The organism is Nocardioides coralli, assembly GCF_019880385.1.
Taxonomy (GTDB): Bacteria; Actinomycetota; Actinomycetes; order Propionibacteriales; family Nocardioidaceae; genus Nocardioides; species Nocardioides coralli.
The window spans coordinates 177711-192673 of record NZ_CP082273.1 but is presented as its reverse complement, the minus strand read 5'-3'; the positions used below and the strand labels follow the sequence as shown (position 1 = coordinate 192673).

9 protein-coding genes are annotated in these 14963 nt (G+C 72.2%); 6 read left to right on the top strand and 3 right to left on the bottom strand.

The window, feature by feature from the left end; all coding sequences use genetic code 11:
- Positions 1-64 precede the first annotated feature (64 nt).
- Both K6T13_RS00945 and pntB read left to right on the top strand, forming a co-directional pair.
- Entirely contained in the window at positions 65-1609 is a 1545-nt protein-coding gene (locus K6T13_RS00945; RefSeq protein WP_222896011.1) for a Re/Si-specific NAD(P)(+) transhydrogenase subunit alpha, read from the top strand.
- A complete protein-coding gene (pntB, locus tag K6T13_RS00940) occupies positions 1606-3036 on the top strand; it encodes a Re/Si-specific NAD(P)(+) transhydrogenase subunit beta (protein ID WP_249423878.1) in 1431 nt (476 codons plus the stop codon). Before K6T13_RS00945 ends, pntB begins: the two co-directional genes overlap by 4 nt.
- Here the strand turns inward: pntB and thpR are convergent.
- The 3 genes from thpR to K6T13_RS00925 all read right to left on the bottom strand — a co-directional run bounded on the left by thpR (position 3008) and on the right by K6T13_RS00925 (position 5613).
- Positions 3008-3619: an RNA 2',3'-cyclic phosphodiesterase gene (gene thpR / locus K6T13_RS00935; protein WP_222896009.1), complete on the bottom strand. Its 612-nt coding sequence runs from the start codon at positions 3617-3619 to the stop codon at positions 3008-3010. The genes pntB and thpR overlap by 29 nt on opposite strands.
- Before the next feature lie 23 nt (positions 3620-3642).
- Positions 3643-4386, bottom strand: a complete 744-nt coding sequence (locus K6T13_RS00930) for a VIT1/CCC1 transporter family protein (RefSeq protein WP_222896007.1) — start codon at positions 4384-4386, stop codon at positions 3643-3645.
- An 81-nt stretch (positions 4387-4467) separates the two neighbouring features.
- Positions 4468-5613, bottom strand: a complete 1146-nt coding sequence (locus K6T13_RS00925) for an acyl-CoA dehydrogenase family protein (RefSeq protein ID WP_222896005.1) — start codon at positions 5611-5613, stop codon at positions 4468-4470.
- 106 nt (positions 5614-5719) lie between these two features.
- Here K6T13_RS00925 and K6T13_RS00920 point away from each other — a divergent pair, with 106 nt between their 5' ends.
- From K6T13_RS00920 to treY, 4 genes are all read left to right on the top strand, one after another.
- Positions 5720-7507, top strand: a complete 1788-nt coding sequence (locus K6T13_RS00920; RefSeq protein ID WP_222896003.1) for a sensor histidine kinase — start codon at positions 5720-5722, stop codon at positions 7505-7507.
- Positions 7508-7531: 24 nt separating this feature from the next.
- The gene (locus tag K6T13_RS00915) at positions 7532-8473 is read left to right on the top strand and encodes a M15 family metallopeptidase (protein ID WP_249423877.1); all 942 of its coding nucleotides are present in this window, start codon (positions 7532-7534) and stop codon (positions 8471-8473) included.
- A gap of 43 nt (positions 8474-8516) precedes the next feature.
- Positions 8517-10682, top strand: a complete 2166-nt coding sequence (gene glgX / locus K6T13_RS00910; RefSeq protein ID WP_222896002.1) for a glycogen debranching protein GlgX — start codon at positions 8517-8519, stop codon at positions 10680-10682.
- 85 nt (positions 10683-10767) lie between these two features.
- Positions 10768-14832: a malto-oligosyltrehalose synthase gene (treY, locus tag K6T13_RS17365; RefSeq protein ID WP_249423876.1), complete on the top strand. Its 4065-nt coding sequence runs from the start codon at positions 10768-10770 to the stop codon at positions 14830-14832.
- The last annotated feature ends 131 nt before the right edge of the window (positions 14833-14963 follow it).

The window sequence follows — 14963 nt, the reverse complement described above, 5'->3', positions numbered from 1 at the left end:
GGCACTGGAGCGCGGGCGCGCTTGTATGTTGAGCCCGCACGGCCAGACCCCTGAGGAGGAACGCGTGAGGATCGGCATCCCCTGCGAGTCCGCGGCCGGCGAGCGGTTGGTCGCCGCCACGGCGGCGACCGCCACCCAGCTCCGCAAGCTCGGCTACGACGTCGTGGTCGAGTCGGGGGCCGGGGTGGCGGCCGACCAGCCCGACGAGATGTTCGTCCGCGCCGAGGTGGCGGTGGGGGGCGCCGAGGAGGTCTGGGGCAGCGACGTCGTCGTCAAGGTGAACCCGCCCACCGAGAAGGAGATCGGTCGGCTGCGTCGCGGCGCGACGGTGGTCTCGATGATGGCGCCGGCCCGGAGCCCCGAGCTGGTCGACCGGCTCGCCGCGGCCGGGGTGACCGCCCTGGCGATGGACGCGGTCCCCCGGATCTCGCGGGCCCAGTCGATGGACGTGCTGTCCTCGATGGCCAACGTGGCCGGCTACCGCGCCGTGATCGAGGCGGCCCACGAGTTCGGCCGCCAGTTCACCGGGCAGGTCACCGCGGCGGGCAAGGTCCCGCCCGCCCGGGTGTTCGTGGTGGGTGCGGGGGTCGCGGGGCTGGCGGCGGTCGGGGCCGCCGGTGCCATGGGGGCGATCGTCCGGGCCTTCGACGTCCGGCCCGAGGTGGCCGAGCAGGTCGAGTCGATGGGGGCGGAGTTCGTCACCGTCGAGATGGAGAGCGAGGTCAGCTCCGACGGCTACGCCAAGGAGATGACGGCCGAGCAGCAGGCTGCCACCGCCGCGATGTACGACGAGGAGGCCCGTGCGGCCGACATCGTCATCACCACCGCCCTGATCCCCGGCCGCCCCGCGCCACGCCTGGTCACCGCCGAGACGGTCGCGGGCATGCGGACCGGCTCGGTCGTCGTCGACATGGCGGCGCCCAACGGCGGCAACGTCGAGGGCACGGTCCCGGGTGAGCGCGTGGTCACCGACAACGGCGTCACGATCCTCGGCTACACCGACCTCGCGAGCCGGCTCGCCGCGCAGACCAGCCAGCTCTACGGCACCAACGTCGTCAACCTGATGAAGCTGCTGACACCGGCCAAGGACGGCGAGCTGGTGCTCGACCTCGACGACGTGGTCCAGCGCGGCATGACGGTCGTCCGCGACGGCGAGACGATGTGGCCGCCGCCGCCGGTCCAGGTCTCCGCGGCCCCGGCGCCCACCGGGCCCGCGGCGCCCGCCGAGCCCACGAAGCCGAAGCCACCCCCCGACCCGCGGCGACGGCTCTACGCCGCCGGGCTCGTCGCGCTCCTCTTCGCCCTGGTCGCGACCTACTCGCCCCCGTCGTTCCTCGGCCACTTCACGGTCTTCGTGCTGGCGGTCTTCGTGGGCTACTACGTGATCTCCAACGTCAGCCACTCGCTGCACACGCCGCTGATGAGCGAGACCAACGCGATCTCCGGGATCATCCTGGTCGGCGCGGTGCTGCAGGTCGGCAACGACAACCCGGTGGTGACCGTGATCAGCCTGGTGGCGGTGCTCGTGGCCTCGATCAACATCTTCGGCGGTTTCCTGGTGACCCTCCGGATGCTGCGGATGTTCCGGAAGGAGCAGGTCGCCCGATGACCGACACCATGATCGGCGGCCTGGTGCAGGGCGCCTACCTGATCGCGGCGGTGCTCTTCATCGCCGCCCTCGCCGGGCTCTCCCGTCACGAGACCGCCAAGAGCGGCAACATCGCCGGGATGATCGGCATGGTCATCGCGCTCACGGCCACGATCGTGCTCGCGGTGCGCGGCTCGGAGCGACCCGGGACGGTCACCCTGCTGCTGATCCTCGGCACCATGGCGGTGGGTGCCGTGATCGGGGTGTGGCGGGCCCGCACCGTGGAGATGACCGGGATGCCCGAGCTGGTCGCGATCCTGCACAGCTTCGTGGGGATCGCGGCCGTGCTGGTGGGCTACAACTCCTTCCTCGAGCCGGGTGCGGCCGGCGAGGCGTCCGAGACCGTGCACGCGGTCGAGGTGTTCCTCGGCGTCTTCATCGGGGCCATCACCTTCACGGGCTCCGTCGTGGCCTTCCTCAAGCTCAGCGCCCGGATGGGGTCGGCGCCGCTGATGCTGCCCGGCCGTCACCTGCTCAACCTCGGGATCCTCATCGCCTCCGCCGTGCTGCTGGGCTGGTTCCTCCTCGACCACACCGACACCGCGCTGCTGCCGCTGCTGGTGATGACCGCCCTGGCGCTGCTGCTCGGCTTCCACCTCGTGGCGGCGATCGGCGGGGGCGACATGCCGGTCGTCGTGTCGATGCTCAACTCCTACAGCGGCTGGGCCGCCGCCGCGGCCGGGTTCATGCTCAGCAACGACCTGCTGATCATCACGGGCTCGCTGGTCGGCTCCTCCGGTGCGATCCTCAGCTACATCATGTGCCGGGCCATGAACCGCTCCTTCGTCAGCGTGATCGCCGGCGGCTTCGGGTCCGACGGTGCCGTGTCCGGTGAGCACCGCGACTACGGCGACCACCGCGAGATCCACGCCGACCACGTCGCGGAGCTCCTCGAGGACGCGTCCTCGGTGGTCATCACTCCCGGCTACGGCATGGCCACCGCCCAGGCGCAGTACGCCGTCGCCGACCTGACCGCGAAGCTCCGCGCCCGCGGGGTCGACGTCCGCTTCGGCATCCACCCCGTCGCCGGTCGTCTGCCGGGCCACATGAACGTGCTCCTGGCCGAGGCGAAGGTCCCCTACGACATCGTCCTCGAGATGGACGAGATCAACAGCGACCTGGCCACCACCGACGTGGTGCTCGTCATCGGCGCCAACGACACCGTCAACCCCGCGGCGGTCGAGGAGCCGGGCTCCCCCATCTCCGGGATGCCGGTGCTGGAGGTGTGGAACGCCCGCGACGTCATCGTCTTCAAGCGCTCGATGGCCACCGGTTACGCCGGCGTGCAGAACCCGCTGTTCTTCCGCGACAACACCCAGATGCTCTTCGGCGACGCCAAGGAGCGGGTCGAGGACATCGTCAAGTCGCTGTCGGTCGTCGCGCACTGAGGTCAGGGGGCCCGGCGGACCGACCCAGGGGGAAGGTCTCGACCCGCTCGTAGCGGGGCCGGTTGCGGGGACCCTCGCCGAGGTGGGAGGCGACGAGGGCGTACTGCCCGGTCGTCCATGCGGGTCCGCGGTAGCCGTCGAGCAGCTGCACCCAGCGGGTGACGTCCTGCGGTCGCTTCAGGCGGGCGAGGGTCAGGTGCGGGCGGAAGCGCTGTCCGCCGACCTCGATCCCCGCCTTGGCCGCGGCGGCCCGGGCGCCGGTCGCCATCCGGGACACCTCGGTCCGTCCGGCGGCGTCGAGCTCCAGGCCGGCCCACAGCACCCGGGCCCGCGCGGCGTCGGGGAACGCGCCACCCCCGGCGACCGCGGTCGTCACCGGCGTACGCCGGGCGGCAGCCCTGCGCAGCCGCTCCACCAGCTCGTCGAGCCGGCGGTCGGGCACCGAGGCCAGGAAGGCGAGGGTGACGTGGAGCTGCTCGGCCAGGGTCCAGCGAAAGGGTGCCGCGTCCCGGCGCACGGCCAGGAACTCGTCGAGGTGCTCGACGGCCTCCTCGGGCGGGACGAGCGCCACGAACATCCGCATGCCGCTCACCGTAGGCGGCGCGGTCAGATGATGCTGGCGCCGAGCAGCGTGCCGATCAGGTAGGTCACCGTCATCGCGAAGACCCCACCGGCGACGTTGCGGACCACGGCCGGTCGCGCGGCGCCGAAGCCGAGGCGCGCGCTGGTCCACCCGGTCGCGGCCAGGGCCAGGGCCACGGCCCCGCCCGTCGCCCAGATCCTCACGTCGGGCGGTGTGAGCGTGATCGTGAGCAGCGGGATCAGGGCGCCGATGACGAACGCCAACATGGACGCCCCGGCGGCGTGCCAGGGGTTGGTGAGGTCGTCGGGATCGATACCGAGCTCCGCCTCGGCGTGCGCGGCCAGGGCGTCGTGCTCGGTCAGCTCCCGCGCCACCGCGAGGGCCAGCTCCTCGCTCAGTCCCTTGCCCACGTAGAGGTGGGCGAGCTCGGCGAGCTCCTCCTCGGGCTCCTCGAGCAGCTCGCGGCGCTCCTTCTGCAGCAGCGCCTGCTCCGAGTCGCTCTGCGTCGAGACCGAGACGTACTCCCCTGCACCCATGCTCAACGCACCGGCGGTCAGCCCCGCCAGACCGGCGAGGGCGATGACCGAGGAGTCACTGGTGGCGCCGGCGACCCCCATCACGAGCCCGGCGACACTGACGATGCCGTCGTTGGCCCCGAGCACGCCCGCGCGCAACCAGTTGAGGCGGTTGTTGAAGCCGGTGCCCTCGTGGGGCTCGTCGGGGTGGGGCCCGAGGTCGATCCCGGCGTCGGAGGCGTCGGTGCTCATGTCTCCATCGTCCGTGGCGGCTCGGGTCGCCGCAACGAAGGACAGGCTGGGCTGAGCGGTCAGCGCGCCGTCACCGCGTCGTCACAGGCCGAGGTCGCGGGCGATGAGCATCTTCATGATCTCGTTGCTGCCCGCCCAGATCTTGGTGACGCGGGCGTCGCGCCAGGCCCGGGCGACGCGGTACTCGTTCATGTAGCCGTAGCCGCCGTAGACCTGGACACAGTGGTCGAGCACGTCGTTCTGGACCTGGGAGCTCCACCACTTCGCCTTCGCGGCGTCGACCGCCGTGAGCTCGCCGCGCGTGTGGGCCATGACGCACTGGTCGACGTAGGCCTGCGTCACCTCGACCCGCGTGACGAGGTCGGCGAGGAGGAACTGCGTGTTCTGGAAGGCCCCGATGGGCTGCCCGAACGCCTTCCGCTCCTTGGCGTAGTCGACGGTCTCCTCGAGGATCTGCGCCGCGTGGGCCAGGTTGGTCACGGCTGAGCCGAGCCGCTCCTGGGGCAGGAACTGCATCATCGAGATGAAGCCGGTGTCGAGCTCGCCGATCAGGTCGTCGTTGCTGACCCGGACGTCCTCGAAGGCCAGCTCCGCGGTGTCGGACTCGTCCTGGCCGACCTTGTCGAGCACCCGACCGACGGAGAACCCCTCTGCGGAGGTGTCGACCCCGAACAACGAGATGCCCTTCGCCTTCTTCTCCGGCGAGGTCCGCGCCGCCACCACGACCAGGTCGGCGGAACCGCCGTTGGTGATGAAGGTCTTGGAGCCGTTGAGGATCCAGTCGTCACCGTCGCGCACGGCTGTGGTCTTGAGGGCCGCGAGGTCCGAGCCGCCGGACGGCTCGGTCATGCCGATGGCGGTCACGAGCTCGCCGGTGCAGAACGACGGCAGCCACCGCGCCTTCTGGGCGTCGTCGGTGAGGTGGACCAGGTAGGGGGCCACGATGTCGGCGTGGATCCCGACGCAGCTCGGGAGCGTCATGTTGACCTTGGCGAGCTCCTCGGTGAGCACCGCGTTGAAGCGGTAGTCCCCGGCTTCCATCCCGCCGTACTGCTCGGGGACCTCGAGCCCGAGCAGGCCCTGCTTGCCGGCTCCCAGCCAGAACTCGCGCGGGAGGCCGTGGTTGGCGGCGTGCTCGTCGAGGTGGGGGACCACCTCGCGGTCGAGGAACTCCTTGACCGAGCTGCGGAAGGCCTCGTGGTCCTCGTCGTAGATGGTGCGCTCCATGGCCGCCATGTTACTCACTGGTCAGTTGCCACCAATTGCCTCGATCCGGCCGCGCGGGCCCACCCGGCCTGTCAGGCTGGGACCACCCCCTGCAGGAGCCACGCCCATGTCCGACACCTCACCTCCACCGGAGGACCAGGCGCGCCCACGCCAGGACACCTGGGGCGAGCCCGAGGCCCGCCAGGCGCTGCGCCGGATCGCCGACGACGTCCGCGAGCGCGCCGGCTTCAAGGTGTGCGCCATCGAGGTCCTGCGGGGCGACAACATGCTCGAGTTCGTGGCGATCGCCGGCAGCCCCGAGGGGGAGAAGGAGCTGCTCGGCAGCGCCTCCCCCCTCAACGTCATGGGGGTCGCCTTCTCCCTGGGCGCCGAGTACGGCGCGTTCACGTTCGTGGCCGAGGAGTGGTTCACCAAGGACGCCGCCGAGCGGATGTCGGCGTACGGCTGGGTGCCCGACATCTCCGAGACCGGCGAGCCCGACCAGTGGCGCCCGATGGACATGCTGGTCGCGCGGATCGTCAGCGAGCGCGGGGAGCTGCGCGCGCTGCTCTACCTCGACGAGCCCGTGTCGGGCCGACGTCTCCCGCCCGCCCGGCTGCACGCGCTCGCCGAGACCATGGAGCTCCCGCTGCGCGCCGTGCTCACCACCATCGAGCGCGAGGAGCTGAGCCAGCAGGTCCGGCTGGCGAGCACCGCCCGGGAGGTGATCCGGGCGGCCTCGAGCCGGCTGGACTACCGGGAGCTGCTGGCCCAGACACGGGAGCACCTCGCCGAGGGCTTCCGGGCCGACGACATCGCGGTGCTGGTCGACGGCGACCCGCCCCCGGCCCTCTCCGACGACTCCGCGGTCCAGCTGCCCGACGACCTGCTCGACGCCGTCCTCGCAGCCAGCCGCCGCGCCTGGGCGGCGCAGACCGTCGTGATCGTGGAGCCGGGCCAGGTCTGGGGCGACGAACGCCTCGACGAGGAGCACCGTGACCGCCTCACCCACCACCTGGCCGAACGGGGCGCGGGGGCGCTCGTGGTGGTGCCGCTGGGCGCCGGACCCGAGCCGCTCGGCGTGCTCCTGCTGGCGCGGCGCGTCGACGGCCTGCGCTGGACCGATGCCGAGAGCTCCGCGGCCCTCGACGTCGGCCACGACCTCGGCCGGGCGGTCCTCAACACCCGGGCACGTGGCCGGGAGCTCGAGCTCATGGAGGAGCTCAAGCGGCTCGACGAGTACCGCTCCCAGCTGATCTCGACGGTCTCGCACGAGCTTCAGAACCCGCTCGGGGTGATCCTCGGCCACGTCGAGCTGCTCGAGTCGCTCGCGGGGCTGCCCGCGGACGCGCACCCCTCGCTGCGTGCCCTCGCCCGCAGCGCCGAGCGGCTGTCGGCCGTGGTCGACGACCTGCTGCTGCTCAGCCGCATGGAGACCCCGGACCACCCGCTCGCCGGCGCCCGCATCGACCTCGCGGCCGTCCTGGGCGAGGTCACCGAGGACCTCGCCCTCGCCGCCGACCAGTACGGCGTGGCCGTCGCCGCGCCGCGGGTGGTCGGCGACGCGACCGTCGCCGGCAGCCGGGCCGAGCTGACGCGGCTGCTGGCCAACCTGCTGTCCAACGCCGTCAAGTACTCCCGCCCGGGCGGTCGGGTCCACCTCGGGGTGCGGCGCGAGGAGGACGAGGTGGTGCTGGAGGTCCGCGACGAGGGCATCGGCATCTCCGAGCGCGACCAGGCCGAGCTGTTCACGGAGTTCTTCCGCTCGACGAACCCCGAGGCCGTCTCCCGACCCGGAACCGGCCTCGGGCTCGCGATCGTCCGGCGCATCGTGGACCGTCACAGCGGGCGGATCGAGGTCAGCTCGCGACTCGGGGAGGGCACCACGGTCGTGGTCACGCTGCCGACCCCGTGACGGCGGAGCGTACGGTCGGGGGCCGTGAGGCCCCGTACCCTGCTCGTCGCCGCGACCCTGGTCGTGGCGACCCTGGCGGGCTGCGGCGCCACCGACACCCCCGGCGAGGTCCGGCCGGGAGCGCCGTCGCCGACGGCCGGCACGGAGACCCCCTCGCCCTCACGCGCGGAGGAAGGCCCGCCGGACCGGGTGCGCCGCGACGGCAGCCCCGGGCCGGCGAGCGCCGACGGCACGCTGAGCCGCGCGGCGTACGGTCGCGGCAGCCAGCCGCCCCCGTGGCTCTTCGAGCGGGTGCTGCCGATGACCGCCGACGGCTTCGGCGAGGTCCGGCCGACCCCGCGGGCGCTCCGACGACGCGCCTTCACCCTGCCCGACCAGGTGCCGATGCTGCCCGGCCGTGGGTATGCCTCACGGATCGTCTCACCGGCACCCGCCGCGGTGATCCGCCGCTCGACGTGGGAGCCACGCTGCCCGGTGGCGGCGGACGAGCTGGCGTGGCTCCGGCTCACCTTCCTCGGCTTCGACGACCGCCGCCACACCGGCGAGCTGCTCGTGCACGCCTCGGCGGTCCGTGACATCGACCGGGTGTTCCGGCGGCTGTGGGAGGCGAGGTTCCCCCTGGAGCAGGTGGTCATCGTCCGCAGCCACGACCCGGACGGGCCGCGGACCGGTGACGGCAACGGGACGGGCGCTTTCGTCTGCCGACCGACGACGGGTGGCACGACCTTCTCCCAGCACGCGTACGGTCTGGCGGTGGACGTCAACGCGTTCCAGAACCCCTACCGGAAGGGAGAGGTCGTGCTGCCCGAGCTCGCGTCGGCGTACCTCGACCGATCCCGGGTACGGCCGGGCATGATCACCGCAGACGGCCCGGTGGTCGCCGCCTTCCGCCAGATCGGCTGGCAGTGGGGTGGAGAATGGCGGGGGCTGCTGGACTTCCAGCACTTCAGCGCCAACGGCCGATGACCGCCCACTAGGGTTTGATCGATCCATACACAGGAGGTCCTCGGTGGAGGTCTGGCCCGGAAGTCCCTACCCGCTCGGCGCGACGTACGACGGTCGCGGCACCAACTTCGCGCTCTTCAGCGAGGTGGCCGAGCGCGTGGAGCTCTGCCTGTTCGACGCCGACGGCACCGAGACCCGGGTCGAGCTGACCGAGGTCGACGCCTACGTCTGGCACTGCTACCTGCCGCAGGCCCAGCCGGGCCAGCGCTACGGCTACCGCGTGCACGGGCCCTACGACCCCTCGCGCGGGCAGCGCTGCAACCCCAACAAGCTGCTGCTCGACCCCTACGCCAAGGCGACGGCCGGCGACATCGACTGGGACGAGTCGCTCTTCGGCTACCACTTCGGTGACCCCGACAGCCGTAACGACGAGGACTCGGCGTCCCACATGACGCTCGGCGTGGTCATCAACCCCTACTTCGACTGGGAGGGGGACCGCCACCCGCGCACGCCGTACAACGAGTCGTTCATCTACGAGGCGCACGTCAAGGGCCTCACCCAGCTCCACCCCGACATCCCGGAGGAGCACCGCGGCACCTACGCCGGGCTGGCCCACCCCGCGGTGATCGGCCACCTGCAGAAGCTGCACGTGACCGCGATCGAGCTGATGCCCGTGCACCAGTTCATCCAGGACAGCACCCTGCTGGAGAAGGGGCTGCGCAACTACTGGGGCTACAACACGCTGTCGTTCTTCGCCCCCCACTCCTCCTACGCCGCCTCGGGCGAGGGCCACCAGGTCCAGGAGTTCAAGGCGATGGTCAAGGCCATGCACGCCGCCGGCATCGAGGTGATCCTCGACGTCGTCTACAACCACACCGCGGAGGGCAACCACCTCGGGCCGACCCTGAGCTTCAAGGGCATCGACAACGCCGCCTACTACCGGCTCGTCGAGGACGACCAGCGCTACTACATGGACTACACCGGCACCGGCAACAGCCTCAACGTGCGCCACCCCCACTCGGTGCAGCTGATCATGGACTCGCTCCGCTACTGGGTGACCGAGATGCACGTCGACGGCTTCCGGTTCGACCTCGCCGCCACCCTGGCCCGTGAGTTCTACGACGTCGACAAGCTGGCGACGTTCTTCGAGCTCGTGCAGCAGGACCCGGTCGTCAGCCAGGTCAAGCTCATCGCCGAGCCGTGGGACATCGGCCCCGGCGGTTACCAGGTCGGCGGCTTCCCGCCGCTGTGGACCGAGTGGAACGGCGCCTACCGCGACACCGTCCGCGACTTCTGGCGCGGTGAGCCCAGCGTCGGCGACTTCGCCTCCCGGCTCGCCGGGTCCGCGGACTTCTACGAGCACAGCGGCCGACGACCCTTCGCCTCGATCAACTTCGTCACGGCCCACGACGGCTTCACCCTGCGCGACCTGGTCTCCTACAACGAGAAGCACAACGAGGCCAACGGGGAGGACGGCAACGACGGCGAGAGCCACAACCGGTCCTGGAACCACGGCGTCGAGGGACCGACCGACGACCCGGCGGTGCTGGAGCTGCGCGCCCGCGCGCAGCGCAACTTCATCACCACCCTGCTGCTGAGCCAGGGCGTGCCGATGCTGCTCCACGGTGACGAGCTCGGCCGGACCCAGCAGGGCAACAACAACACCTACGCCCAGGACTCCGAGCTGTCCTGGGTGCACTGGGACCACCTCGACAAGCCGCTCATCGAGTTCACCGCCGCCGTCGCGAAGCTGCGGCAGGACCATCCCACCTTCCGGCGGCGGCGCTTCTTCACCGGCGACACCGTGCGCACCGGCGACGGGGAGCGGCTCAACGACATCGTGTGGCTCGGTCTCGACGCCAGCCCGATGGAGGGCGAGGACTGGCACACCGGCAACCGCAGCGCGATCGGGATGTACCTCAACGGCGACGGCATCCGCGGCACCGACGCGACGGGCCACCACATCACCGACGACCACTTCATGCTGTGGTTCAACGCCGGACCCGAGCCGGTGCAGGCGACCCTCCCGCCGGAGGAGTACGCCGCCCGCTGGGACGTGGTCATCGACACCGGCGGCACCGTCTCGAAGCGGCGTCACCTGCTCCCCGGCCGCAAGGTGAAGCTGCACGGCCGCAGCGTGCTGGTGCTGCGTGAGCACACCGCGCCCCACGTCGAGCCCGACCACTCGGCTGCCGCCTCGGTGAAGGCACAGGCCACCAACGGCGACTGACGGCTCGCCGCCCGGCGGGTCCGGCCACGGGCTGGTCGATGGACTCACCCGTTCGGGGCTTCGGGCGGGTGCGAGGATGGCGCGCGTGCGGATCCCGGCGAGTACCTACCGACTCCAGATCACCGAGGAGTTCGACCTCCTCGCCGCGGCGCGCACCCTCGCCTACCTGCACGACCTCGGCGTCGACTGGGTCTACCTCTCCCCCGTGCTCGCCTCGGAGTCCGGCAGCGACCACGGCTACGACGTGGCCGACCACTCCGCGATCGACCCCTCCCGGGGGCGCGGTGCTGGCCTGGCCGCTCTCTCCGCCGAGGCTCGCCGGCTCGGGATGGGCGTGCTGGTCGACATCGTCCCCAACCACGTCGGCATCGCCCGCCCGTGGGAGAACGCGTGGTGGTGGCACGTGCTCACCCACGGCCAGGACTCGCCCTACGCCGACGCCTTCGACATCGACTGGGAGGCCGGCGACGGTCGGATCCTGGTCCCGGTCGTCGGCGACGACGACCTCGGCGAGGACGGCCGGATCCGCAACCTGCAGGTGCTGGGAGGCGAGCTCCACTACCACGACCAGCGCTTCCCCCTCGCCCCCGACAGCGCCGACCCGGGCCCCGAGCAGGACCCCGACGCGGTGCACGCCCGGCAGCACTACGAGCTCGTCCACTGGCGCCGCGGCGACGCCGAGCTGAACTACCGGCGCTTCTTCACCATCACGACCCTGGCAGCCGTGCGCGTCGAGGACCCCGAGTGGTTCCGGCGTACGCACGAGGAAGTGGCGCGCTGGTTCGCCGACGACCTCGTCGACGGGCTGCGCATCGACCACCCCGACGGGCTGCGCGACCCCGGCAGGTACCTCGACGACCTCGCCGAGCTGACCGGTGGTGCCTACGTCCTGGTGGAGAAGATCCTGGAGCCCGGCGAGGAGCTGCCGCGGTCGTGGGCCACAGCCGGCACCACCGGCTACGACGCGCTCGCGCTCGTGGACCGGGTCCTCACGGACCCTGCGGGCGAGCAGCCGCTGGGCGGCCTCGAGGACCGGCTGCGGGGTGGGCCGGTCGACTGGCACGCCATGACGCACCGCACCCGGCGCGAGGTCGCCGACACCGACCTGCTGGCCGAGACCCGGCGGATCGCGCGGGCGCTCCGACGCCACCTGCCCGACGCCGAGCTGGACGCCGACAAGGTCGAGGACGCGGTCGCCGAGCTCCTCGCCAGCTTCCCGGTCTACCGCAGCTACCTGCCCGAGGGTCGCGAGCACCTCGAGGCGGCGTTCGCCACCGCGCGCGAGCACCGCCCCGACCTGGACGAGGTCTTCGACGCGGTGGCCCCGGTGCTGGGCGACGGAGCCGCCGAGGCCACCCAGCGGCTCCAGCAGACCAGCGGCATGGTGATGGCCAAGGGCGTCGAGGACTGCGCCTTCTACCGCTGGTCACGCCTCACGTCCCTGACCGAGGTGGGCGGCGACCCCTCCCTCTTCGCGGTCCCGCCCGCGGAGTTCCACGCGGCGATGGCCCGGCGGCAGGCGGAGTGGCCCCACGCGATGACGGCGGCCACCACCCACGACACGAAGCGCGGTGAGGACGTCCGGGCGAGGATCGGTGTCCTGTCCGAGGTGTCCGACCTCTGGGAGCGCAGCCTCGACCAGCTGCTCGCGCTCGCACCCCTCCCCGACCCGGGGTTCGGGAACCTGCTGTGGCAGGCCGTGGTCGGCGCGTGGTCCGACGACCCGGACCTGCGCGCGCGCCTCCACGCCTACGCCGAGAAGGCGATGCGCGAGGCGGGCGACCGCACCACCTGGACCGAGGTGGACGCCGACTACGAGGCCGCGGTGCACGCCGCGGTGGACGCCGCCTTCGACGACGACCGCGTGGCAGCCGTCCTCGCGGAGGTGCTCGACGTGGTGACCGGTCCGGGCCGGGACACCGCGCTGGCCGCGAAGCTCGTCGGCCTCACCATGCCCGGCGTCCCCGACGTCTACCAGGGCACCGAGCTGTGGGACGACAGCCTGGTCGATCCCGACAACCGGCGCGCGGTCGACTTCGCGGCCCGGCAGGAAGCCCTCGGCGGCGACCACCCCAAGCTGCGGGTGACGTCGACGGCGCTGCGGCTGCGGCGCGACCGGCCCGAGCTGTTCGCGACGTACGAGCCGCTGGTGGCCGCTGGCCCCGCCGCCGACCACGTCCTGGCCTTCGACCGCGGCGGCGCGGTGACGGTGGCGACCCGGTTGCCGCACGGGCTGCGCGAGCGAGGGTGGGACGGGACGGCGCTGCCCCTGCCTGCCGGCCGCTGGCGCGACGAGCTGACGGGGCGGGTGGTCGAGAGCACCGGTGAGGTCGCCGTCGGCGAGCTGCTGTCCGAGCTGCCCGTGTCCCTGCTCGTCGCCCTCCCCGAGCCGACCCGCGAACGCGGCCGGTTCGACGTGTGGGCACCCCGCGCGCAGCGGCTGCGGCTCTCGGTCGGCGAGGACGTCGTCGACATGGTGCGGGGTCCCGGCGACTGGTGGCGACCGGCCGGACCGGTGCCCGACGGGGAGGTCGACTACGGCTACCTCGTGGACGACGGCGAGACCCCCGTGCCCGACCCGCGGTCGCGGCGTCAGCCCGACGGCGTCCACGGGCGGTCGCGGACGTTCGACCCCGCGGCGTACGAGTGGGGCGACGAGGACTGGGCCGGCCGCCCGCTGGCGGGCTCGACCATCTACGAGCTGCACGTGGGGACCTTCACCCCGGAGGGCACGCTCGACGCGGCGATCGGCAAGCTCGGGCACCTGCAGGACCTCGGCGTCGACTTCGTCGAGCTGCTGCCGGTCAACGCGTTCAACGGCGAGCACGGCTGGGGCTACGACGGCGTGCTGTGGTCGGCCGTCCACGAGACCTACGGCGGCCCGGAGGCCTACCAGCGGTTCGTCGACAGCTGCCACGCGCTCGGCATCGGCGTCATCCAGGACGTGGTGCACAACCACCTCGGCCCGTCCGGCAACTACCTGCCCCAGCTCGGTCCCTACCTCGTCGCCGGCGACACCCCGTGGGGCGACCAGGTCAACCTCGACCAGGACGGCAGCCACGAGGTACGCCGGCTCGTGCTCGACTCGGTGCGGGGCTGGTTCACCGACTTCCACGTCGACGGGCTGCGGCTCGACGCCGTCCACGCGCTGGTCGACGGCTCGCCGACCCACCTGCTCGAGGAGCTCGCGGTCGAGACGGCGGCCACGGCCGCCCACCTGCGCAAGCCGCTGTTCCTCGTCGCCGAGTCCGACCTCAACGACCCCCGGATGATCGCGCCGCGTGAGGCGGGCGGTCGTGGGGTGGACGCCCAGTGGAGCGACGACTTCCACCACGCCCTCCACGTGGCGCTGACCGGGGAGACCGACGGCTACTACGCCGACTTCGCACCACTCGCCTCGCTGGCCAAGGTGTGCGAGCGCGGCTTCTTCCACGACGGGACGTGGTCGTCGTTCCGGGGCCGGGACCACGGCGCCCCGATCGACACCGACACGGTGGCTGCCTGGCGACTGGTGGTGTGCAACCAGAACCACGACCAGGTCGGCAACCGCGCGCGTGGCGACCGGCTGGCCGAGCAGCTCGACGAGCACCAGCTCGGCACCGCGGCGCTGGTGACCCTGTGTGCCCCGTTCACACCGATGCTCTTCCAGGGAGAGGAGTGGGCGGCGTCAGCGCCGTTCGCCTTCTTCACCTCCCACCCCGAGCCGGAGCTCGGCAAGGCGGTGTCGGAGGGGCGGCTCGCGGAGTTCGAGCGGATGGCGTGGGACCCGGCCAGCGTCCCCGACCCCCAGGACCCCGAGACCTTCCGCCGTTCGAAGCTCGACTGGTCGGAGGCCACGACGGGCCGGCACGCCCGCCTCCTCGACCGCTACCGCCGCCTGGTCGCCCTCCGGCGGGCCGAGCCGGCACTCACGGACCCCTCCTTCGGTAGCACCCGCTGCACCGCGGACGAGTCGACGCGGCTGTTCACGATGCAGCGGGGCGACCTCGTCGTGGTGGTGAACTTCGGCGACCGGCCGGTCACCGTGCCGCTCGACGGGACGGCGGAGCTGCTCTTCGCCACCGGCGACGACGTGGCGCCGCCCGACGACGTGCTGGCGCTGCCCGCGCACGCCGGGGTCCTGCTCCGCGGGGCGGTCAGCGACCGCTGAGCACAGGCCGCTGATTCGGTAACGCAACGGTGGTGCTGCTCCCGGGAGGTTGCAACGTCCCGGGAGCGGCATCGGGTTTGCGTTACCCGCACACCGCAGGCCGCGCCATCCGCGCCATCCGGCCCCCGGGG